Raw genomic sequence first — 22117 nt, forward strand, 5'->3', positions numbered from 1 at the left:
TGTGGACCATGATGATCGGGTTCTTCATGATCCTGGTCGACTCCACCATCGTCTCGGTCGCGATCCCAGCGATCACCGACGCGTTCGGCGCCGGTTACAACCAGGTCATCTGGGTCAACAGCGCCTACCTTCTCGCGTATGCGGTACCGCTGTTGATCACGGGCCGCCTCGGTGATCGTTTCGGCCCCCGAAGGCTCTACATCGGGGGCTTCGCCCTATTCACGATCTCCTCCCTGGCCTGCGCCCTAGCGGGGAACATTGAGACGCTCATCGTCGCGCGCACGTTCCAGGGACTCGGTGGGGCTATCGCCACCCCGCAGACGATGAGTGTGATGATCCGCACGTTCTCCCCCCGCGAGCGCGGCGGCGCGATGGGCGTGTGGGGAGCGACCGCCGGCGTTGCCACGATCACCGGCCCGCTCGTGGGCGGCTTGCTTGTCGAGGCCGCCGGCTGGCCCTGGATCTTCTTCGTCAACGTCCCCGTGGGCGTGGTCGGACTCGCCCTAGCGTGGCGCTTTGTCCCGGTGCTCGAGAACACGGCCCGGGCCTTCGACTGGGTGGGCGTCGCAATCAGCGCGATTGGCATGTTCAGCCTGATTTTCGGCATCCAGGAAGGCGAGCGACTGCAGTGGTCGTGGCCGGTGTGGGTACTCGTCGGCACCGGCCTTGTTCTTCTCGCCTGCTTTGTGGCGTGGCAGCGCCGAATGGGCACGAAGGCGCTCGTGCCGCTGTCCCTGTTTAAGGACCGCAACTACGCGCTCGCAGCGGTCGCGATCTCCACCGTGGGATTCGCGGTGTCGACCTTCATCATCCCCTGGATGATCTACGTCCAGCAGGTGCGCGGTTTCAGCCCCACGCACGCCGCGCTGCTGGTGTTGCCCGCCGGCGTGATGGCCGGGGTGCTTTCCCCGTACATCGGCAAGCTCACGAACACGCGCTCGCCGAAGCCGATCGCCATCGCGGGCTTGACCTTAAACAGCCTGTCGATCGCGCTCATGGCGCTGATCACCACCCCCGCGATTGACCCGCACTGGCTGCTCGCCATCTCGGTGCTAAACGGCCTGGGTAACTCAATGATGTTCGGCCCGTTGTCGATGATTGCCACGCGCAACCTCGACCCCCACCTCGCGGGCGCGGGCTCGTCGGTCTACAACACGGTGCGCCAGGTCGGCGCCGTGATTGGCTCCGCCGCGATCGCGGCGACGATGGCCGCCCAAATCAGAGCGCAGATGGGCCCCGGCGCGGGCGGCGCTGAGTTCGCCAGCGCCATGAGCCACTCCATGTGGCTACCGGCGGTAGTCCTGCTGTTCGGCGCGGCGGTAGCTACTGGGTTTGCTAAGACGAAGTCGTGGGACGACTAGCCGTCCACTGAGACGTTCCAGGCAATCGCGTACTTGTCCTCGCACTGGCCGAAGTAGCCTCCCCACGGCGCCTGATCGAAAGGCATGGTGACCTTGCCCCCGTCTGCGGTTAGAGCGTCGATAAGCTGCTTGGCCTCGTCGGTGTCGGCAGCATCGATCATGAACGAAATGTCACCGCGCGCGATGGAGCTAGAGTCCTTGCTGAAGTCGTCGCCGCCGGTGAGGTTGAAGGTGCCGACGAGCGTGCCGTGGGCGACGGCGTCGCGCGGCGCGTCGAAGGGGAACTCGGCGCCGTTGTCGAGCAGGTCGCCGTAGGTCATGACGGTCAGCTCGCCGCCGAAGATGGACTGGTAGTAGGAGAAGACTTCTGCTGCGTTGCCGGGGAAGGAAATGTAGGGAAACGTCGTGGTCATGGGTGCCTCCAGTGGGTAGTATGGGTGGGCAAACCAATTATCACACGGCAAGCGCGATCCCGCACGGTGTGCTAGGGCTCCAGGCGGATCCCCCATGAAGAGGCCTCAAGCGGAAAGAAACCGACCTGCCGCCAGAACTGCTCCCCCGCAGTGTTGCCCTGGGCAATCAAGAGGTGAGCGGAAGCCAACCCGCGGGAGCGAAACCAGTCCAGCGCCCCGTGGGCCAGAAGATTTCCCACCCCCTGGCGCTGCACATCAGGCGCCACTCCGGCCATGTGAACCCAGCCGCGGTGGCCGTCGTCGCCGACGATGCACGCCGCCGCAATCCTCGACACCGCGGAGTCCTCGACGACGAGCACGTCGGAGTTCTCGGCGGCGACCGCGCGGTCGAAATCGTGGGGCGGGTCGTTCCAGGGTTGGCTGATCCCGGAGGCCTCCCACACCCCGACCACGCTGTCCCGGTCCTCAGCTACGGCTGCGCGCACAGTCATCATGTACGCCGAGGGTACTGGGCGCCTACTTGGTCAGGGTGACGTCGTCGACAAGCGAGCCGTCTGCGGCGTTGACGCTGAGGATGTTGAGGCTGCCCTGTTCAACGCTGACCACGGAGTAGTCCGGGGTGTAGTCCTGGTTCCAGAACGCGATGGTCGGGCGGTTGAGGTTGCGCTCGCGCGCCTCGGCGAGCGTCATGCCCGGGTACTCGTTGCCGTCGTTGCCCTCGAAGTCGTAAAACTTGCCGCCGCCGGCGGTGCTCAGGGTCAGGTAGAGAACCTCGCCCGGACCCTGGTGCAACACGTCACCGGGCTCCGCGGGCGCCCCCGGCACAACCGGCTCAAGGCCGTTCATGAGGTAGGAGCGGTTGTACATGTGGTCGTGGCCGTTAAGCACAACGTCCACGCCGACCTCAGAGAACACGGGGCTTAAGACGTTCCGCATACGCACGATGTCGTCGTCGGTGTAGCGACCGCCGTGGGAATGGAACGCGAAGTGGTTGAGCACGATGATCCAGTCCTTGTCGCCGCCGTGGGCCGCGACCGTGTCGCGCACGAACTGTGCCTGCTCGGCCAGGCCCGCGTCGTCCTTGCGGTTGGAGTTCAGCGCGATAAAGAGCGCGTTGTTCTGCTCGAAGAAGTAGTTCGAGGTCTCCCCAAGCTCGTTCGGCAGGTTCCAGTGCTCCTTGAAGTGCCGGGTGCTAGCACCGCTCGGGTACGTCTCGTGGTTGCCCTCAATCGCCGCGAAGCGGTAGTTGCGCAGCTGCGGGGCCGAGAAGAACTCGTTGTACTGGCCGTAGCGGCCGATCAGGTCGCCCCAGCCCTCCACCTGGTCGCCCAGGCTGACAAACAGCGATGCATCGGGGTTGGCCGCTGCTGCGTTGCCCGCGGTCGTGCGCCACATCGCGCCCTGCTCGGCGACCTTGAGATTGACACCGATCTGGGCGTCGCTCACCGCGACGAACTTCCAGGAATCGTCGCCGTCGTCAATGGTGAAGCTTTCCGGCGCGCTGAAGCCGCCGGCGTCGGAACCGATCTGGTAGGAGTACGTCTCCCCCGGGGTTAGGTCGGACACCTCGGCGAAGCGGGACAGGTACGCGATGGCGCCGTAATCGGCTTCGCGCCCTGCCACCTCGATGACCGCATCCGGGTTGGACACCGGGTGGATGCGCACAACCTCATCACCGGTGTAGGTGGAGCGCCAGGAGAAGTTGACGCTCTTCTCATCAGCGCCGATGCCGGTGGCGGCGCGGAAGATCGGGCCGGACACAGCGCCGGTGTTGGGGGCGGAGGAGCCCGGGGCCGAGGACGATTGCGACGAGCTCGAGCTCATCTGGGCGTTGGCAACGGGGGTCACGGTCAGGCTCAGCGCGACGACGGCGGCGGCCAGGGTTTTGCGGGTCATGTTCAACCTTCGGCTCGGCGGAAATCTACCTGTCAATAACAGCACACATTAGTAACATTTACGTGTACTGCACATGACTGTCTGGTTACCTTTTGCGAAGCGCACGCTGCAGCTTCACCACGGCCTCGCGCCCGGCGCGGTTCGCCCCGACCGTCGACTGCGAGGGCCCGAACCCAATCAGGTGCAGCATCGGCTCTCCCGACACCTGCGTGCCGTCGACCGCCACTCCCCCTCGCTCGTTGACGACGCCGAGCCCAGCGAGATGGCTTAGCGACGGCCGGAAACCGGTTGCCCAGACAATCGCGTCGCACTTGGTCAACGACCCATCCGCCTCGATCACCCCGTCTGCTGTGATGCTGCGAAACATCTCCCGGCGCTTGAGCACCCCGCGCTCACGCGCCGCGACAATGTAGGGGGCATCCGCGTACAGACCCGTGTACGACACAACCGAGCGCGCGGGCTCACCGCGGGCCACACTCTCCGCGACGCGCTCCTCCACATCGCGGCCGTCGAAGCCTTCCACAAACTCGGGCTGGCGGCGGGTGTACCAGCGGGTTTCGGCCACTCGCGAGATCTCCTCGAGGTGCTGCAGCGCGGAAATGCCCCCGCCGACGATGGCGACGCGCTGGGAGGCGAACTCCTCCGGCCCGGAATAGTCGTGGGTGTGGATCTGTCGCCCCTGAAATTCGCCCTGGCCAGGGTAATCAGTGCGCAGCGGGTTCTCCCACGTTCCGGTGGCGTTGATCACGCCGCGCGCGCGGATCCGTCCCGCCGTTGTGTCCAGGAGGAACTCCTCGCCGCTTTTGCTCACGGTGAGCACCCGGACCGGCCGCGCAATGTTGAGGCCCATGCGGCGCTCGAAGTCGGCGAAGTACGCGGGGACCGCCACGGAGGCTTTTTGCTCCGGGTCGAGGGTGGGGGCGTCGAAAAGCGGCAGGCCAAAAATTCTGTTAAGCCTGTCCACCGTGAGCGTGTCCCAGCGCTGCAGCCAGGCGCCTCCCGCGCATGGCGAGGCGTCGACCGTGACGTGATCGATGCCGCGGCGAGCCAAGTGGAAGGTGGCGGACAGCCCCGCCTGGCCAGCGCCGATGACGGCGACGCTGGTTGTCACCTCCCCGAGGTTAGCGCGGTTAGGCATCGTCGAAGCGCAGGGAGTCGAGGAAGGCGTCGAAGTCTCCGGCAAGCGCGGCGGCGTCGCGGGAAGCCGCTGACATCACCACGCACAGCACGCGGGTGTCTCCCTCTTCACCCGTGACCGGGTAGAACGCCTGGTGCTGGGTGAGTGCGAGATCGCCCGCGGGCGTCGCGACGCTAAAGCTCAGCGTTTGACGCCCGGCATCGGTTTCAGCCATGCGGAAGTCGCGGGATTTCTCGCGCGTGGCCTGCGCGGACTGCTCCATCACCGTCGACAGCGCAGTGCCGTCAGCGACCGGGATCGTGGTGGCGCCGATGTTGGGGCGGAACGCATCGAAGGCCCCGCGGCGGGCGACGATGAAGTCGTAGCCGTCGGGGGCTTCACCGATAAACCAGTCGTCGTTAGGCAGGTCGAAGCGGTAGCGGGAAGTCACACCGCCCATTTTAGAGCACGAGTTCCGCCCCGAGCTGCGGCTGATAAAACGCGGCTACCTCGGCGGTCAGCGACCGCAGGTGCGGATTCGTCACCTCGGCGAGCGCCTCGATGTAGGCGGGCACTATCGCCTTCGGTAGGCGCAACCCCATCGTCAGGTGGGGGATCCAGCGCGGGCCGCGGCCATCGGGGTTCATTGCGCTTAAGCGCCGGGCGGCGTCGTCAAGCGAATCTGGCGCTTCGAGCAGCCAGGCGACGGTTTGCTTGCTCTTGGTCCCGAAGACGACCGTGCCCACGCGCTCGAGCTCGGCGGGTAACAGCGGGGGCAGGAGCACCGCGGCCTCCCCCACCACGCTCGTGCGCATGGTTTGCGCGAACGTCACCGTCACGTGTGGGCGCTGGTGTTGCTGCGGGAAGCCGCGGCGCGCCAACTCCTCGTAAATACGAACAACCTGCTGCTCTTGCTCGCGGGCAAGACGCAGCAGGATGTTCTCCGGCGACGTGGACTGCACGGTGAAAATACTGCAGCTCCGGGAGGAAGGGAGCCTGGTCTTCAAGCGCGCGGCGCACCATGTCGCGGTGGCCCTCGCCGGTGCGCACCTCGAAGGTGACGTCGGTGCCCTCGTTGGCTTGGAGCTTCTTCGCCGCGGCGCTGATCTGGCTAAAGGTGATGATCTCGTCGTCCTCACTGCTGAAGATGTAGATCGGTGTGGTCGGGCGCATGTGCGCCATGGAGTTGGAATCGAGGTGTTCCAGCAGCGCCGTAAGCTTCGGGTGGTCGTTGAGAATTTCCTTGCCGGTAACCTTGTTCTCCTCCTTAAATGTGGTCAGGCACGCGCGGGAGGCGAAGTCCATGACTTCTTTGCCCTTCTTGCTCAGGAAATCATCGGCTTTGATTCCCTTGTTGAAGTTCATCGCCCCCTTGATCGCGTAGGACGCGTAGGCGAGGTTCTTCTCGTCGATCGTGGCAACCATCGCCTTCGCCGCAACCCCGGGGACCTTAGTCGAGGGTACGAAAGTGTCGCCCGGCGCGATCGCCAGCGTCTTTTTCAAGCCCGTGGCGACATCGTCCGCCGAGGCAGCGGCGACGGCTGCAAACCCTCCCTGGCTCCACCCGGTGTTGTACCAGGAGTCGGCGAAGCCGTACTCTGCGCGGGTGGCACGAACCATCTCGTTGACCGACGAGGCCAGCGAGTGGCGGTCCATGTAGGTGCCCTTGCCGGAGGTGCCCAGGCCCACATAATCCGGCTGGATCACGGCGAAGCCCTTGTCCAGCCACGTCTGCAGGTAGGAATCGACGACCAGGGTAAACGCCTCGTGGTCGGGGTGGGTGCCGATCGCTGTCGAGGGTGCCGCCTCCTTGGTAATGCCCGTGGTGCCGTGGGCGTAGCTCAGCACGGGCCAGCCTCCTTCCGGCGCCTCCCCCTCGGGGAATGTCACTAGCCCGGTTACCTTGATCGGGCTGCCGTGCGCGTTGCGGGCGCCGTAGGTGACGAGCAGTGTTTTGGACCCGTTCGGCGCGGAGATGATCTTCTCTGTCTCGAGAACCTCGGAATCTAGCACCGTTCCCACAGCACTTTCGTCGATCGCGAGCTCGGCTGCGGCCGCACTCCACGGCACCGACGCCTCCTTGCGCGCCTGCTTCACTTCTTGCTCCTTCTCGCGGTTCCATGTCACCGCCGCATACCCGAGTACGGCAGCAGAAGCGATGGCGGCCGTCACAGCACATTTCCTGGAGAACATTTTTTATTCCTTTCGTTGTGTCCACGCGACATCCGTGACACCTAGGTAGGATCGCTTATTGCGGATATCGACATCACGAGCGTATCGCGAAAAAATGTGGGCTTCCTGACAATTTTGCTTCTGTTTTCCTCGTTGCCGATGGTTTCCGGCTGCTAGCATTTCCCCCATGACTTTCACCGCGCACGCCGCCACACCGAACCAGATTGCGAAACTGTGGGAAAGGGTCTCGGCTTCTCCCGTCAAACGCGGGTTGTTTTCGGCCTTCTACGCCCTCAAGGCACCCTACTTCCGGACTGTGCTCCCCCGGATCCAGGAACTCGTCCCGGGCAGCCACTGCACCGTCCGCATCCCGAAGTGGTGGGGCGTGAACAACCACATCGGAACTTTCCACGCGATTGCCGCGCTCAACGGTGCTGAGGCCGCGATGGGTCTATTGGCAGAGGCCACCGTGCCGCCGACGCACCGTTGGATTCCGCGCGGCATGCACGCGGATTACCCGGCGAAGTCCACCGGGGGCCTCACCGTCACAGCTGCGGCACAGTGGCCCGACTTCTCCACAATCACCCGCGACAGTGGCGGGCAGTTGGTCACCGTCGCATGTACGCTTGTCGACGACGCGGGCACGACAGCCGTCACCGCAGACATAGATATCTGGATCAGCAAAAGGTCGTAGAGCTCATGAGGCGCACCACTGCAGCCGCCACCGTCACCGCTTTCTGCGTTGTTCTCACCGGGTGCGCTGGCGCGACATCGTAGCGCGGGACGGTTACCATAACCACCCACGTACCTCACCCCGACGACCTCGCCAACGGAGCGTCGAACGCGGCCGCGCCGACCCCGGAGCCCGTCGGAGACGGAAAACCTGAGCGCTCGAAAGACAGCATTTTCCGGGATCTTGGATTCTCTCGGGCCGTACTCTGCGGACCCCAGCTCCCGCTTCGCGCCCGACGGGACGCACTCCTGCGCCATCGTGGAAGCTAGCGGCGACAACGAGCCGGACATGGTGGTCACGGTCAACGCCCCGCATTCAGCCGCGTGTACCTCGCTACCGCGCTAACCGGTGTGACACCCTTGCTGGGCTCCTCCTACCCCGTGCACGGCGCGGCCGGTGTGGGCGGGTCCCGTTCCTGGGTCTACGCCTCAAACAGCGGCCAGGGCCTGTGGGAGACTGTGGGCCAATCCGTGCAGCCGATGAGCACCTCGAAGCTCTACGCCCCGGAGGGCACCACAGTTGTCCCCACGGGCAGGCAAGTAACGACCCGGGGCCTTGGGGGAGATCAGTACGAGATCCAGAGGAAAGACTCCACCGACCGCTCCGGCCTCGCCTCGCTCGGTGTCGCACCGACGCAGCCGCCTGCTGCCGCGGCAACCCCGGCGGGTACCCAGTTCACGGGAACGGTGCTCGCGCTTTCTACCACGGAGGTCATGAACGGCGAGCCGGCTCCGAACGTCTACTACGTCCTGCAGCTCGACGCGCCGACCCCAATCGCCGCGATGCAATCTGGCGGGGGTTCGGTTACTCGAACGACGGATCAGCTCTTTCTCGGAGAACACAGCGAGTACCATGATGACTCCGCACAGTGGGGACCACTCGTGGGCAAGTGGGTGACCCTCACCGTTGACCCGGAGACGATGTGGTGGCAATCCGATCCATCGTTGCCCCATCGGCCCGCCCCGAGTCAGGGAACCGCTCGCTGTCGATGTGCAGTAACGCTAGTGCTCGAGCGCGACGAGGATGTTCGCCGACACGGATCTCCGTCGGGTCCAGGGTGGCTGCACGGGCATGGAGCGCCTTCGTTTATCGAAACCAGCGAGGCCGCAGTTAAAGTTGGGTAGTCCGCAGCCGCCAGACCGATCCAGGAAATCCGATGACGAATCCCCCGCTCAGCACGGCGACCACCGATGACCGCGTCCGCTACCGCGGGCAGGCGTCGATACGCGAAGCCGTGCGCGATCCACGCACGCTGCTGCGCGAGGTGCTTGCCGGGCTGGTAGTCGCGCTCGCGCTGATTCCCGAAGCGATCTCCTTTTCCATCATCGCCGGAGTGGACCCGAAGGTTGGCCTGTATTCGTCGGTGATCATGGCCATCACCATCGCGGTTGTCGGCGGGCGGCCCGCGATGATTTCGGCGGCGACCGGGGCGATTGCGCTCGTCGTCGCGCCGGTGGCGCGCGAGTACGGCATGGATTACTTGGTCGCCACCGTTTTGCTCGGCGGCCTTTTTCAAATCGTGCTTGCCGCACTAGGTGTGGCTAAGTTGATGCGCTTCATTCCGCGCAGTGTGATGGTCGGCTTCGTCAACTCGCTGGCGATTCTCATCTTCATGGCGCAGCTGCCGCAGCTTATCGACGTCCCCCTCGCCGTCTACCCGCTCGTCGCCCTTGGCTTGGCCATCCTCGTGCTGTTGCCGCGCGTGACCACGGCCATTCCCGCGCCGCTGGTCTCCATTGTGGTCGTCACGGCGATTGTGCTGGTGTTCGCCCTTAACGTGCCTACCGTCGGCGACCAGGGAGAGCTACCGCGCAGCCTGCCGGAGCTGTTCATTCCGAACATTCCACTGACACTCGAGACGCTTCGGATCATCGCCCCCTACGCCCTCGGCCTCGCGCTCGTCGGACTCATGGAATCTCTCATGACGGCCAAGCTTGTCGACGACATCACCGACACGCATTCCGACAAGACCCGCGAATCGTGGGGACAGGGCGTGGCCAACATCGCCTCCGGCCTCTTTGGCGGCATGGGCGGCTGCGCAATGATCGGCCAGACCATGATTAACGTCAAGGTCTCCGGGGCGCGCACGAGGATCTCGACGTTGCTTGCGGGTGTCTTCCTGCTCATCCTGATCGTTGCGCTCAGCGATGTGGTCGCGACAATCCCGATGGCGGCTCTCGTCGCCGTGATGATCATGGTGTCCGTGGGCACGTTCGACTGGCACTCGGTCTCACCCGCAACGCTGAGGCGGATGCCACGCAGCGAGACGTTCGTCATGGCTGTCACCGTCGCGGTTGTCGTGACAACGCACAACCTCGCCATCGGCGTGATCGTCGGCGTTCTCACAGCATCCGTGATGTTCGTCCGGCGGGTGTCCCACCTCTTTTCAGTCCGCCGCGAATCTGACGCCGAAACCGCCCGCTACTTCGTCGACGGGCAGTTGCTGTTCGCGTCAAGCAACGACCTGACCACGGCGTTTGAATACACGAGCGATCCGGACCGTGTTGTGATTGATCTGTCCCGCTCACACATTTGGGATGCCTCCACCGTCGCCGCCCTCGACGCGATTGAAGCGAAGTACGAGCGCTACGGCAAGACGGTGGAGATCACGGGCATGAACGATTTCACAAACTCGTTCCACGCCCGGCTCACCCGCGAGCTGGGTGGGGATTCTTAGCGGGAGGAGTTCAGCAGCGGACGGGAATCCAGCGGAACGTTAACCGCACCGTTCGGGGTTATGTAGACCACGCAGCCCGTCAGGGTCTGGAAGTCGCCCGCCAGGCCCCACTCGCCGGAGCACTGGGTCGGCTCGGTGCCGGAAACGCGAACGGTGCTGTTCGGGCCAGCAACCGCGATCGCCAGGCCCGGGTTCACGCCCCACGCCTCGGCGTGAGAGGCCGGGCCGACGGCGATGGCCGCGGGGCCGGAAAAGTTGGTTGCGTTGGCGACCGCGCGGCCGCCATCGACGGACACGCCCAGGGCAATTGCGTTCGCCGCGGTGGCTGCAGCGTTGCCGTTAGTAGCGATCTGCTCCGGAAGCGCACCCGCGAACTGGACGTTGCCCAGGGTGGGTTGCGGAATCGGGGAAGGTGCGGGGGCTGCCGCGGCGGTGCCGATGCCGAGTGCTGCAGCGCCGGCTGCAACAGTGAGGGAGATGGATGCGCGTCGCACAGACGAGGTGATGCTCATAGCATTGAGTCCTTTTCAAGATGTAGTGTCTCGCCCCGTAGCTGTGTGTTGCCACGGAAGCCTTGCAGTGTGTGTTCGTTGCCGGCGTCAACGTGGATACCCACGCGTTTCACCACACCCCCGAGCGGGGGTAGCACAGTTAAAGGTGACCTTATGCTTACTCACACGATGAGCACGAGGATTTCGAAGTGAAAGAGGCAGCGCCCCGAGTGGCGCATGACGTGGCCGAGGATTTAATCCAGCTCTGAGCCGCCGGCGATCGCGCCGCATTCGCCGAGCTCTACGACTTTTTTTTCCGCGCGCGCCTACGGCATCGCGCTGCGTGTCGTCAGGGATCCAGCGCTGGCTGAGGATGTCGCCCACGACGCGTGGCTCAACGTGTGGGACTGCGCGGCTGCGTTCGACCCGGTGCGCGGCTCTGCCGCCGGTTGGATCATGTCGTTGGTGCATCGCCGCGCCGTCGACACGGTTCGCCGCATCGAGGCGGGACGAGCGCGCGAGCGTCTCGACGCCCAACGCACCCCACCCGAGTCGCACCCCAGTGGGGAAGACATCGCGGCACTCAATGAGGCCCGCCGCACCGTGCGCGACTGCATGGAGGCCATCTCAGAACGCCAGAAGGAGGCGCTCTCCTTGGCGTACTTCGAGGGTTTTACCCACAGTGAGATCGCCTCTACGCTGGGGATTGAGACAAGCGCCGTCAAATCCAGGATCCGTAAAGCTCTCGCCGGCCTGAGGAGGTGTCTGGGCAATGAACAGTTCTGACTCCGCACCAGCGGATGTCGAGGGAATCGCCGCGCTGGTGGCAACCTCGGCGCTGAGCGAGGATGAGGCGCGTTCGCGCTGGCCTGAGGCGACGAGGTCGCCGCAGTTCGACCACTGGCTCGCGATCCACCGCGATACCCTGGCCGCCGTGTCCGCACCAGAGGCCACCCCAGCACCCGCTGGGTTGCGCAAGCGGCTTCTCCGCGAAGTGGCCCAACGCTCCCATGAGCCGCGCAGCACGCGCGCGCCGTGGTTCTTCGGCGCAGCCGCGGCCGCGGCGATAGTGGTTGGCGCGGGGGCGTGGGTCGCGTTCAACCCAACCCAGGAGCAGGCCGAAGTGTACGCCGCTAACGTGGCTGATGGGACGTTGACGATCACGCTTGAACCAGGCGGAGACGTCGCCCGCCTCGAGCTCGACAATGTGCCACCTCCCCCAGAGGGCACCGTGTACCAGATGTGGGTTAGCACCTCCGATGGCGCCCGCTCGCTGGGTTCCATGGGTCCCGCTGATGTCACTGACCACACGCAGGTCGAGGTGGGGGGCTTCCGGGATGCCTCGGAGTTCATGATCACTGCCGAAGCAGGCGGGGCCGCCGAGGCCCCCTCCGAGCCGCTGGTTCTGGTTCCGTTGGACTAGATGGCGCAGGTTTCGCAGGCGTCCGCCGGTTTCCCCTTCTAAGGCACACCACTAGTTGAGCTACAAAACCGGCGCCCATCCCGGGTTTCCCGTTCTAATCCCCGCAACCCGTTAGACAAGAGACCGGTCCACACAAGGGGGCCGGTCTTTTTCGCAACCAAACCACCAGCACCCCACCTAGATATATGATATTTTTCTTATATGTTGAGCCGTTTCGACGGAACCCCCCTCCCTGGGCAGCCCCTCATTTTGGTTTTAGGAGACGACCTTGATGACGAGGACCACGACATCCTTTTCCCCGCCCTGCGCGCGCTCGGAGTTTCCGTCGTCCGCGTTCACCCGCACGATCTCACAGTGGGAATGGATGACAACGCAATTGGCTTTTCCGTAGCCGGGATAGAGCTCAACCCGAGCCTCGTCTTGGGCTGGGTGCTCGACGACCTCCTGCTGCTCGGTATGGCCCACCTCGACGCGTTCGCCGCCGCCGGCATCCCTGTAATCAACCACGCCCTGACGCTCTTTCGCGCCCAGGACAAAGCTGTGTGTAGCGCCCATCTAGCGTCGCACGGTATCGCGGGCTACCCCGTCATCACCGGCCGTGACCCGGACGCCCTCGAAAGGTGGCTGCAAGAGACGGGGCGGAGCGTGATGAAACCAGTTTCCGGTTTCGGCGGCGAAGGGCTTACGCTTATCGACAATCCCGCTGACGCCAGGGTGGCCGTCGATAAGCTAAAAAATGCGCCCGCAAGCTATTACGCGGTGCCCTACATCAACAACCCAGGGCGCGATATCAGGGTCTACACCGTCAACCATCACCCCGTGTTCGCCATGTACCGCTACGCCCCCGACGGCGGCTGGATCACAAACGTCCGCGCAGGTGGCGGTATTGCAATGTGCCCGCTCACCGCCGAGATCGCCTCCCTGGCGGAGAAAGCGTCGCGGGCGTGCGGCACCCTGATCGGTGGCGTGGACATCGGTGAAAACACGACAACGGGTGGATTGGTCGTCTACGAGGTAAACTCGTGCCCCACGTTGGAACCCCCGGTGATCGAGCAAGTGGCGCTCTTCCTCGCCGACGCTGCCCGCGACTACGACTCTGCCTTGCGAGCGTGGCGGCCTTCCGCCATCTACGACACGCTGAATGAGGATCCCGCGCTCTTCCACCCCAGCAAACACGCCCAGCTCCGCCGCTGAGACCACCGGCGTAAAGTCGCCCTGGTGAATTCAGAAACCTAGCCGTGGCCCGCACTGTGGACGATGATGATCGGCTTTTTCATGATCCTCGTCGATTCGACCGTTGTCGCCGTCGCCATCCCCGCCATCACCGCAGCGTTCGACGCCTCCTACAACGCGGTCATCTGGGTCAATAGCGCCTACCTCCTCGCCTACGCGGTCCCCCTGCTGATCACGGGCAGGCTCGGCGACCGCTTCGGCCCGCGCACTCTCTACCTCGCGGGACTGGCCCTGTTCACGGTATCGTCGCTCGCTTGCGGATTAGCTCACAACATCGAAGCCCTCATCGTGGCCCGCGCATTTCAGGGCCTCGGCGGAGCGATGGTAACCCCGCAGACAATGAGTGTGATGATCCGCACTTTCTCACCGCGCGAGCGCGGGGGCGCGATGGGCGTGTGGGGTGCGACTGCGGGTGTCGCCACGATCACGGGACCCCTTCTCGGCGGTTTGCTTGTCGACGCCGCCGGCTGGGCGTGGATCTTCTTCGTCAACGTCCCCATCGGCATCAACGGTCTCGTTCTCGCCCTGCGCTTCGTGCCGAAGCTCGATAACACCGCTAGGTCCTTCGACTGGGCTGGCGTGGTGATCAGCGCCATCGGTATGTTCTGCCTCATCTTCGGTATTCAGGAGGCGGAGCGCCTGGAGTGGTCCTGGCCGGCGTGGGCGCTCATCGGCGCGGGCCTGGCCTTCCTCGCCGGGTTCGCCGTTTGGCAGCGCCACATGACAGGAGAACCTCTGGTGCCCCCGTCACTGTTCAGCGACAGAAACTACACCCTGGCGGCCTTGGCTGTCTTCACCGTCGGTTTCGCGATTTCCACCTACATCATCCCGTGGATGATCTACATCCAGCAGGCCCGGGGCTTTTCGCCCACCCACGCGGCGCTGCTCATTCTGCCGGCGGGTGTGGTGTCCGGGGCGCTTGCCCCGTACGTCGGCAAGCTGACGAACACGATGCCGCCGAAGCCGTTCGCTATCGCCGGCCTTGCGCTGACCGGAGTGTCGATCGTGCTCATGGCGCTGATCACCAACTCGGCCGTCAACCCGAACTGGCTGCTCGCCATCTCGGTAGTCAGCGGGTTGGGCAACTCGATGATGTGGGGGCCGTTGTCGATGATCGCCACGCGCAACCTCGACCCGCGGCTTGCAGGTGCGGGTTCCTCTGTGTACAACACCGTGCGTCAAGTGGGCGCGGTCATCGGCTCCGCCGCCATTGCCACGTTGATGACGGCGCAGCTCAACCGCCACATGGGCCCCGGCGCGGGCGACGACGCCTTCGCCCGGGCCATGAGCAACTCGATGTGGCTGCCCGCCATCGTCATCCTCGCCGGTGCCGCAATCGCCACCGGGTTCGCTCGGACCAGGACGTGGGATGACTAAGAGGTTGATTAGGCGGCGGTAGAAACGTGCCAGGCCATGCCGTACTTGTCCTCGCACTGGCCATAGTGGTCACCCCACGGAGCCTGCATGAATGGCATCGTCACCCGGCCGCCGTCCCGCGTCAGCGCCTCGATGATGCGGTTGCCCTCATCCACTGAATCGACCTCGACGACGAAGGAGAAGTCGCCTCGGTTGAGCACGCCGGAGTTATCCTCCAGGTCGTCGCCGCCGGCGAGGTTGAAGACTCCGGTCAACGTGCCGTGCGCGACTGCGTAGCGCGGCGCCTCGAAGGGGAACTCGGCGCCATTGTTCATCTGCTCGCCGTAGGTCATGATCTTGAGCTCGCCGCCGAAGATGGAATGGTAGTAGCCGAACATTTCAGTTGCGTTGCCGTGGAACGAGAGATACGGGACGGTCTGTGCCATGGAGTGCTCCTCGTGTGCAGGGGTGTTTGCGCTCCCGACTATACGCAGCGGGTACACCCGTCGATATTTTTGGAACAAAGTTCCCACATTGCGGACATGTCTCATTTACGCTCTACGTATTCTGTAGCCCCCGACTGAAGGGATTGACCCCGTGTTCCGTACGAGCCGCATCCGCATCACCGCCGCAGTGTTCACCGCTGCCACCCTCGCCCTCGCCGGTTGTTCCTCCGAGTCCGGTTCCTCCAATGCCGATTCCTCCAAGCCCGATGCAGGCGAAGAGCCCTACTCCATCGGCATCTCCCAGCTAGTCCAACACCCCGCCCTCGATTCAGCAACGGAAGGTTTCAAACAGGCATTCGCAGATGCCGGTATCGACGTCAAGTGGGAGGAGCAGAACGCCAACGGCGAGCAGGCCACTGCACTGACCATTGCGCAGCAGTTCACCGCGCAGGACCTCGATTTGGTGCTTGCGAACGCCACCCCGGCCGCGCAGGCCATGGCGCAAAACATCGCCGACATCCCCGTGCTGTTCACCTCGGTGACCGACCCGGTCGAGGCGCAGCTGGTCGAGTCCCTCGAATCGCCAGGTGGCAACGTCACGGGTACCTCCGACAAGACCCCGCTGGCGGACCAGTTCGACCTCATCGAGCAGCTGGTCCCGGACGCCTCGACCATCGGCATCATCTATTCCTCCGGAGAGGTCAACTCCCAGATCCAGGTCGACGAGGCCACCGCGGAGGCCGAGGGCCGCGGCATGACCGTCAAGACGCAGACCATCACTAGCGTGGGTGAGATCCCGCAGGCCGTCGCCGCGCTCGGCGATGTCGACGCGTTCTACGTCCCCACCGACAACATGGTGGTCTCGGGGATCTCGTCGCTGATTCAGGCGGCGGAAGAAGCTAAGACCCCGGTCATCGGCGCCGAGGCTGGCACCGTCGAGGGCGGGGCCGTGGCCACCATCGGCATCGATTACTTCGAGCTCGGCCGCCAGACCGGTGAGATGGCGATCCGCATCCTGCGCGACGGTGAGGACCCTGCAACAATGCCTGTGGAGACCGCCAGCGAGTTCGCGTACTACGTCAACGAGGACGCTGCCGAGGCCCAGGGCGTGACCATCCCGCAGGACATCCTCGACCAGGCCGAACGCGTCTAACCGCAATGCTCGGAGCTCTCGAACTCGGACTCATCTACGGGGTGATGGCGCTCGGCGTCTACCTGACTTTCCGCGTCCTCAACTTTGCGGACCTCACGGTGGACGGAAGCTTCACGACGGGCGCCGGCACCGCCGCCATCCTGATAACGAACGGAATTAACCCGTTCGTTGCCACTTTCGCCGGTTTTCTCACCGGGTTTCTCGCTGGTGTCATTACCGGCCTGCTACACACGAAGGGCGGTATCGACGGGCTGCTCGCCGGCATCTTGACCCAGATCGGCTTGTGGTCGATCAACCTGCGCATCATGGGCGGGGCGAACCTGTCCATGCTGCGCGAGACGACACTTTTCACGCCGCTACGAGAGTCAAAGCTGCTGGGCACCTGGGTTAGTGTCGGCATCCTCGCCGCCGTCGCAACCCTGCTCATCCTGCTCGTGTACTGGTTCCTTACCACGGACCTCGGCCTGGCCATCCGCGCAACCGGTGACAACGGCCCGATGATTACCTCCTTTGGTGTCGGCACCGACGCAACCAAGATCATCACGCTTGCCCTGTCGAACGGCCTTGTCGGTTTGACCGGCGCGCTGGTCGCCCAGTACCAGGGTTTCGCGGACATCTCGATGGGCATAGGCCTCATCGTCGTCGGTCTCGCCTCCGTCATTGTGGGCCAGGCGATCGTCGGACAGCGCCACTTGCTGCAAGCCATCGCAGCGGTTGTCGTCGGCGCTGTCGCCTACCGCCTGATCATCTTCTTCGCTCTGCAGGTCGGCCTCGACCCGAACGATATGAAACTGGTCTCGGCTGTGCTCGTGGTCGCCGCACTGCTTCTGCCCAAACTAACCTCCCGAGCAAAGGGGAAGGCTCATGCTTGAGATCCGCGACGTCCGCAAGACCTTCTTCGCCGGTACCGCGAACGAGCGCGTCGCGCTCAAAGGCGTGAACCTCACGCTCGCCGAAGGTGACTTTGTCACCGTCATCGGCTCCAACGGCGCGGGCAAATCGACGCTCCTGAACATCGTCGCGGGCCGCCTCAGCCCGGACGCGGGCAGCGTGCTTATTGATGCCCGCGATGTCACCTCCCAGAAAGAACACTCCAGGGCGAAACTCATCGGCCGGGTTTTCCAGGATCCTCTCGCGGGCACCGCCCCAAACCTGACTATCGAGGAAAACCTCTCCCTGGCCTATTTGCGCGGCAAACGCCGGGGCCTGGGGCGCTGCCTGACGCAGTCCCGCCGCTCGTTCTTCCGGGAACGCCTCGCCACGCTGGAACTGGGTCTGGAGAACCGGCTCGAACACAAGGTAGGCCTGCTCTCGGGAGGCCAGCGACAGGCGCTGTCACTTCTCATGGCCGGGTTCACCAACCCCAAGGTCATGCTTCTCGACGAGCACACGGCCGCGCTCGACCCCGAGCGCAGCGACCTGGTGACTAATTTGACGCATTCGATCGTGGAGGAAGGCGGAATGACAACGCTGATGGTCACCCACAACATGGAGCAGGCTATCCGCGTGGGCAACCGCCTGATCATGATGCACGAGGGTGACATCGTCTGGGAGGCGTCGGGTACGGAGAAACAGAAACTCACCGTGCGCGACCTCATCGCCCAATTCGCGGCGGTCAAGGGCGCCACCCTATCCGATAAGGCATTTTTGGGATGATGAACTCTAAGCCACACTCACGGAATTGGCCTAGCCGCCGGTGGCCCGGCTCTCGAAGCAAGAAGACGCTGCGTTAACCGGAAGACCTCAGCGTGTTTTTGCTGGGAAGATCCTTCCTTAAATGCTCTGACGTCTTCCTGACAGCGGCTAGCCATCGAACGGAATTCCCCTCTATGCGAAAACCCCGGATGCCAAAGAAACGCATCGAAGGCACGTACCCCATCGACACGGGAACCGCCAGCATCATCGAGGATCCGCTGCGAGACGGCGGGTTCACCCTCGAGGTCAACGACGTCCCCTCTTCGTATATCGTCCTCGGCGCCCCCGAAGTGCTCACGTACGACTACATGGAGTGGATAGCAGATGTCGTGGCCGAAGCTGGTGACGGCAGCTCCTTCACCAGCACCCACCTGGGCGCGGCGGCGTGCGTGCTGCCGTCCTATTTCCACCAGCGCTGGGGCGGCGAGCACACCGCGGTGGAGGTCGACGGAGCGCTAGCGGACCTCGTGCGCTGGGCATTCGAGCCCGCGGTCCCGATCGTGGTCGCGGAGGCCCGCGCCTACACCCACGCTCTGACAGCGGGGTCCCAAGACGTCATTGTGCGAGACGTCTTCGCCGGCCCAGCCACGCCGCGACCCCTAACTACGGTCGAATTCTTCCGAGCGGCACACGCGGCGTTGAAACCCGGGGGGCATTACATCGCCAACGTCGGCGACCGGCATGGGTTGCCCGAGGCCCGCGCCGAGCTCGCGGGCATGCGTGAGGTGTTTGCGCATGTCGCGGCCGTCGCCAAGCAGGATATGCTCGACGGCCGCGCGTATGGCAACATCGTGCTCGCGGGCTCCGACCGCCCGCTTCCACTCGGGGCCAGCAAGCTTATCGACGCCACCCTGCCGCGGCGCGACTAAATCTGAATGCCGAACTGTGCCGCGAACTGCTCAACGGCGGAGCGGATCTGGGGGAAGTTGGCCACGATGGCGCCGATAATGCCGGTCAGCACCGCCGCGACACCAACGCCGATGACGGCCTGTGACGAAGACTCCTCTGCGGGCACATTCGGCTTCTCGTCACTGGGCTTTGCGGTCGCCCCGGAGCGTACGAGCGTGACGTCGTCAACTAGCGAGTCGTCGGCCGAGTCGACGCTGCGGATGTTGAGTTTGTCGTCGCTGACGTTCACCACGGAGTAGTCGGTGGTGTAGTCCTGGTCCCAGAACGCGATGGTCGGCTGGTTCAGCCCGCGCTCGCGCGATTCGGCGAGCGTCATGCCCGGGTACTCCTTGCCGTCGTTGCCCTGGTAGTCGTAGAATTTGCCGCCGCCGGCGGTGTTGAGCGTGAGGTAGAGCGTCTCGCCCTTGTCCTTCGTAAGCACGTCGCCCGGGGCGGCGGGGGCCTCGGGCACCTTCGGGGTCAGGCCGTTCATCAGGTACGAGCGGTTGTGCATGTGGTCGTGGCCGTTGAGAACCAGGTCAACGCCAGCCTCGGAAAAGACCGGGTTGAGCTTGTTGCGCATGCGGACGATGTCACTGGATGTGTAGCGGCCACCGTGGGAGTGGAACGCGAAGTGGTCGAGCACGATGACCCAGTCCTTGTCGCCGCCGTGGGAGGCAACGGTGTCGCGCACGAACTGAGCCTGCTGCTCCAGGCCAGCGTCGTCTTTGTTGTTGGAGTTCAGCGCGATGAACAGAGCGTTGTTCTGCTCGAAGAAGTAGTTGGAGGTGTCGCCCAGCTCGTTCGGCAGGTTCCAATGCTCCTTGAAGTGGCGGGTGCTCAGTTCGGAGGGGTAGGTCTCGTGGTTGCCCGGGATAGCGGCGAAGCGGAAGTTGCGCAGCTGCGGTGCTGAGAAGAAGGCGTTGTACTGGCCGTCGGAGCCGATCAGGTCACCCCACCCCTCGACCTGGTCGCCCAGGGAGAGGAACATCGAGGCGTCGGGGGCGGCAGCGGCGGCGTTGGCTGCGGTCTGGCGCCAGTTCACCGCCTGCTCGGCGACCTTGAGGTCGACGCCGATCTGTGCGTCCGTCACCGCGACGAACTTTCAGTTGTCGTCCCCGTCATCGATAGTGAAGGTCTCGGGCTTGCTCCACCCGCCGTCGTCCGAGCCGATCTGGTACTCGTATGTCACACCCGGGGTGAGGTCGTGAACCTCGGCGAAGAGGGACAGGTACGCGATGGCACCGTAATCGGCCTCACGCGAAGGAACTTGCTGAGCTGCGGTAGGTTCGCTCACCGGGTAGTAGCGCACGAACTCGGCACCGGCGTAGGCGGAGCGCCAAGAGAAGTTGACGCTCTGCGCGTCGGCGCCCACACCGGCCACGGCGCGGTAGATCGGTCCGGAAACGTTGCCCGTAGACGGCGCGGAGGAGTTGGGTGACGAGCTCGACTGGCGTGGGCGACAGGGACGGCGGTGAGGCTAAGCGCCAGCGCGCCAGCGGCAATCTTCTTCAGCATGCGTTCATAACAGCACAAGTCCGTCACTTTTTCTCGCCGAGCACCCGCCGCAGACTGACCGCCGCCTCCCGGCCGGCGCGGTTTGCCCCCACCGTCGACTGCGACGGGCCGAAACCAATGAGATGAACCATCGGTTCCGACGTCGCCGCGGTTCCATTGACGGCCACGCCGCCGCGCTCATTGACCAGACCGAGCGGCGAAAGATGGCTTATCGACGGCCTGAAGCCCGTGCCCCACACCAGCGCGTCGAGCGGGGTCACCGAACCATCGGCCGCCACCACCCCCTCGGGCACGATCGACGTGAACATTTCCCGGCGTCTGAGCACCCCACGCTGGCGAGCCACCACGACATAGTCAGTGCTTGGGTTGAGCCCGGTGTAGGACACCACCGAGCGCGCGGGCTCGCCGCGCACTACGCTTCCCGCCACGCGCTCCTCCACCCCGCGCCCGTCGAAACGCGCACTGAACTCAGGCTCTCGTCGGGTGTACCAGAACGTCTCCGCGTGCCGCGAAATCTCCTCGAGATGCTGCAGCGCTGAAATACCGGCGCCGACAACCCCGACGCGTTGCCCCGCGAATTCCTCCGGGCCCTGGTAATCGCGGGTGTGTATCTGGCGGCCCGCGAAGCTGCCCTGTCCTGGATAGTCCGCGCGCAGCGGATTGTCCCAGGTTCCGGTTGCGTTGATTACCGCGCGGGCGCGTACACGGCCCGCGGTGCTGTCCACCAGGAACTCCCCGCCGCTTTTGCGCACGGTGAGAACTCTCACCGGACGCAGGATATTCAGAAACATGCGCCGCTCGAAGTCCGCGAAATAGGCGGGGACCGCGGTGGAAGCTTTCTCCTCCGCGGCGAGAGACGGGGCACGGAAAGCGGAAGTCCGAAAATGCTGTTCAGGCTCTCGACGGTAAGCGTGTCCCAGCTCTGCAGCCACGCTCCACCCGGCGCGGTCGAGGCATCGAGGGTGAGGTGGTCCACGCCACGGCGCTTCAGGTGGAAAGTGGCGGACAACCCAGCCTGCCCGGCGCCGATGACGACGACATCGGCGGCCAGCTCCCCGAATCTCATGGCGCTACGTCGTCGCGTCCTCGAAGCGCAGGGTGTCCAAGAACGCGTCGAAGTCGTCGTACAGCTCACCCGCGTTGCGCGTCTGAGCCGACATGACAACGCACAGCACGTGTTCCTCTCCCGCGCTACCCGCATCATCGGGAAGCCGGTAGAAGACCTGGTACTGCGTCAGCTCGAGCGCGCCGTGCGGGGAAGCGACGGCGAAGCTCAGTGTCTGGCGGCCGACAGTGCCGTCGTCGTTGATCGCCTCCTCACCCACGCTCAGGTTCTCGGAGCTCGAGGCGGTGGAGTTGGCGGAACTTGCCATCACTTCGGCCAGCGGCGTGCCCGCCCCGACGCCGATCGTGGTGGCGCCGATGTTGGGGCGGAACGCCGGGAAGTCTCCGGCTCGCGCAACGATGAAGTCGTAACCGGACGGGGCCTCACCGATGAACCAGTCGTCGTTGGGGAGATCGAAGCGGTAACGGGTACCCACGCCC

General features: G+C 64.5%; 24 protein-coding genes and 2 pseudogenes. 13 read left to right on the top strand and 13 right to left on the bottom strand.

The window, feature by feature from the left end; all coding sequences use genetic code 11:
- Positions 1-8: 8 nt before the first annotated feature.
- Positions 9-1361 (top strand): DHA2 family efflux MFS transporter permease subunit, encoded by a 1353-nt coding sequence (locus E3227_RS10920; protein ID WP_136651075.1) that lies wholly within the window; start codon positions 9-11, stop codon positions 1359-1361.
- Here E3227_RS10920 and E3227_RS10925 read toward each other — a convergent pair.
- The 7 genes and pseudogenes from E3227_RS10925 to E3227_RS11775 all read right to left on the bottom strand — a co-directional run.
- Positions 1358-1774 carry a VOC family protein gene (locus E3227_RS10925; RefSeq protein ID WP_144318484.1) on the bottom strand — a complete coding sequence of 139 codons (417 nt, stop codon included), beginning with the start codon at positions 1772-1774 and terminating at the stop codon, positions 1358-1360. The two genes, E3227_RS10920 and E3227_RS10925, sit on opposite strands and share 4 nt — an antisense overlap.
- Positions 1775-1845: 71 nt before the next feature.
- Positions 1846-2268, bottom strand: coding sequence for a GNAT family N-acetyltransferase (locus E3227_RS10930; protein WP_144318485.1), 423 nt, complete (start codon positions 2266-2268; stop codon positions 1846-1848).
- Between the two features lie 22 nt (positions 2269-2290).
- A complete protein-coding gene (locus tag E3227_RS10935; protein WP_144318486.1) occupies positions 2291-3670 on the bottom strand; it encodes a purple acid phosphatase family protein in 1380 nt (459 codons plus the stop codon).
- A gap of 85 nt (positions 3671-3755) precedes the next feature.
- Positions 3756-4808, bottom strand: coding sequence for a flavin-containing monooxygenase (locus tag E3227_RS10940; RefSeq protein ID WP_144318487.1), 1053 nt, complete (start codon positions 4806-4808; stop codon positions 3756-3758).
- On the bottom strand, positions 4801-5238 hold the full coding sequence (locus E3227_RS10945) for a hypothetical protein (RefSeq protein WP_144318488.1): 438 nt from the start codon (positions 5236-5238) through the stop codon (positions 4801-4803). The genes E3227_RS10940 and E3227_RS10945 overlap by 8 nt, the downstream gene beginning before the upstream one ends.
- Positions 5239-5248: 10 nt before the next feature.
- Complete coding sequence (locus E3227_RS10950; protein ID WP_136651061.1) at positions 5249-5749, bottom strand: 2'-5' RNA ligase; 501 nt, start codon at positions 5747-5749, stop codon at positions 5249-5251.
- 127 nt (positions 5750-5876) lie between these two features.
- Positions 5877-6980, bottom strand: a pseudogene (locus E3227_RS11775) (alpha/beta hydrolase); the annotation flags it as partial.
- A gap of 166 nt (positions 6981-7146) precedes the next feature.
- On the opposite strand from E3227_RS11775, the gene E3227_RS10960 reads away from it, so the two are divergent.
- From E3227_RS10960 to E3227_RS10970, 4 genes are all read left to right on the top strand, one after another.
- On the top strand, positions 7147-7653 hold the full coding sequence (locus tag E3227_RS10960; RefSeq protein ID WP_144318490.1) for a hotdog fold domain-containing protein: 507 nt from the start codon (positions 7147-7149) through the stop codon (positions 7651-7653).
- Positions 7654-7875: 222 nt separating this feature from the next.
- Positions 7876-8037, top strand: coding sequence for a hypothetical protein (locus E3227_RS11490; protein ID WP_153257542.1), 162 nt, complete (start codon positions 7876-7878; stop codon positions 8035-8037).
- A 5-nt stretch (positions 8038-8042) separates the two neighbouring features.
- Positions 8043-8816, top strand: coding sequence for a hypothetical protein (locus tag E3227_RS10965; protein ID WP_144318491.1), 774 nt, complete (start codon positions 8043-8045; stop codon positions 8814-8816).
- Between the two features lie 32 nt (positions 8817-8848).
- Complete coding sequence (locus E3227_RS10970; RefSeq protein ID WP_144318492.1) at positions 8849-10369, top strand: SulP family inorganic anion transporter; 1521 nt, start codon at positions 8849-8851, stop codon at positions 10367-10369.
- On the opposite strand, the gene E3227_RS10975 is transcribed toward E3227_RS10970, so the two are convergent.
- Positions 10366-10881 carry a DUF6764 family protein gene (locus E3227_RS10975; RefSeq protein WP_144318493.1) on the bottom strand — a complete coding sequence of 172 codons (516 nt, stop codon included), beginning with the start codon at positions 10879-10881 and terminating at the stop codon, positions 10366-10368. The two genes, E3227_RS10970 and E3227_RS10975, sit on opposite strands and share 4 nt — an antisense overlap.
- A gap of 342 nt (positions 10882-11223) precedes the next feature.
- Here E3227_RS10975 and E3227_RS10980 point away from each other — a divergent pair, with 342 nt between their 5' ends.
- The 4 genes from E3227_RS10980 to E3227_RS10995 all read left to right on the top strand — a co-directional run bounded on the left by E3227_RS10980 (position 11224) and on the right by E3227_RS10995 (position 14893).
- Positions 11224-11646 carry a sigma-70 family RNA polymerase sigma factor gene (locus E3227_RS10980; RefSeq protein WP_246062979.1) on the top strand — a complete coding sequence of 141 codons (423 nt, stop codon included), beginning with the start codon at positions 11224-11226 and terminating at the stop codon, positions 11644-11646.
- Positions 11633-12283: an anti-sigma factor gene (locus E3227_RS10985; RefSeq protein WP_144318495.1), complete on the top strand. Its 651-nt coding sequence runs from the start codon at positions 11633-11635 to the stop codon at positions 12281-12283. Before E3227_RS10980 ends, E3227_RS10985 begins: the two co-directional genes overlap by 14 nt.
- Positions 12284-12643: 360 nt before the next feature.
- Positions 12644-13477, top strand: a complete 834-nt coding sequence (locus E3227_RS10990; protein WP_246062692.1) for an ATP-grasp domain-containing protein — start codon at positions 12644-12646, stop codon at positions 13475-13477.
- A gap of 63 nt (positions 13478-13540) precedes the next feature.
- Positions 13541-14893: a DHA2 family efflux MFS transporter permease subunit gene (locus E3227_RS10995; RefSeq protein WP_144318497.1), complete on the top strand. Its 1353-nt coding sequence runs from the start codon at positions 13541-13543 to the stop codon at positions 14891-14893.
- Between the two features lie 8 nt (positions 14894-14901).
- On the opposite strand, the gene E3227_RS11000 is transcribed toward E3227_RS10995, so the two are convergent.
- Positions 14902-15318 carry a VOC family protein gene (locus tag E3227_RS11000; protein WP_144318498.1) on the bottom strand — a complete coding sequence of 139 codons (417 nt, stop codon included), beginning with the start codon at positions 15316-15318 and terminating at the stop codon, positions 14902-14904.
- Positions 15319-15469: 151 nt separating this feature from the next.
- Between E3227_RS11000 and E3227_RS11005 the strand changes: the two genes are divergently transcribed.
- The 4 genes from E3227_RS11005 to E3227_RS11020 all read left to right on the top strand — a co-directional run bounded on the left by E3227_RS11005 (position 15470) and on the right by E3227_RS11020 (position 19035).
- Positions 15470-16471 carry an ABC transporter substrate-binding protein gene (locus tag E3227_RS11005; RefSeq protein WP_144318499.1) on the top strand — a complete coding sequence of 334 codons (1002 nt, stop codon included), beginning with the start codon at positions 15470-15472 and terminating at the stop codon, positions 16469-16471.
- Positions 16472-16476: 5 nt separating this feature from the next.
- The gene (locus tag E3227_RS11010; protein WP_144318500.1) at positions 16477-17343 is read left to right on the top strand and encodes an ABC transporter permease; all 867 of its coding nucleotides are present in this window, start codon (positions 16477-16479) and stop codon (positions 17341-17343) included.
- On the top strand, positions 17336-18127 hold the full coding sequence (locus E3227_RS11015; RefSeq protein WP_144318501.1) for an ABC transporter ATP-binding protein: 792 nt from the start codon (positions 17336-17338) through the stop codon (positions 18125-18127). The genes E3227_RS11010 and E3227_RS11015 overlap by 8 nt, the downstream gene beginning before the upstream one ends.
- Positions 18128-18315: 188 nt before the next feature.
- Complete coding sequence (locus E3227_RS11020) at positions 18316-19035, top strand: spermidine synthase (RefSeq protein WP_246062693.1); 720 nt, start codon at positions 18316-18318, stop codon at positions 19033-19035.
- On the opposite strand, the gene E3227_RS11025 is transcribed toward E3227_RS11020, so the two are convergent.
- From E3227_RS11025 to E3227_RS11040, 4 genes and pseudogenes are all read right to left on the bottom strand, one after another.
- Positions 19032-20147 carry a metallophosphoesterase family protein gene (locus E3227_RS11025; RefSeq protein ID WP_144318503.1) on the bottom strand — a complete coding sequence of 372 codons (1116 nt, stop codon included), beginning with the start codon at positions 20145-20147 and terminating at the stop codon, positions 19032-19034. The two genes, E3227_RS11020 and E3227_RS11025, sit on opposite strands and share 4 nt — an antisense overlap.
- 12 nt (positions 20148-20159) lie before the next feature.
- Complete coding sequence (locus E3227_RS11030) at positions 20160-20438, bottom strand: fibronectin type III domain-containing protein (protein ID WP_170228680.1); 279 nt, start codon at positions 20436-20438, stop codon at positions 20160-20162.
- Between the two features lie 157 nt (positions 20439-20595).
- Positions 20596-21638, bottom strand: a pseudogene (locus tag E3227_RS11035) (flavin-containing monooxygenase).
- 4 nt (positions 21639-21642) lie between these two features.
- On the bottom strand, positions 21643-22113 hold the full coding sequence (locus E3227_RS11040; RefSeq protein ID WP_144318505.1) for a hypothetical protein: 471 nt from the start codon (positions 22111-22113) through the stop codon (positions 21643-21645).
- Positions 22114-22117 lie beyond the last annotated feature (4 nt).

Source organism: Corynebacterium sanguinis (assembly GCF_007641235.1).
In the GTDB taxonomy this organism is placed as follows: domain Bacteria; phylum Actinomycetota; class Actinomycetes; order Mycobacteriales; family Mycobacteriaceae; genus Corynebacterium; species Corynebacterium sanguinis.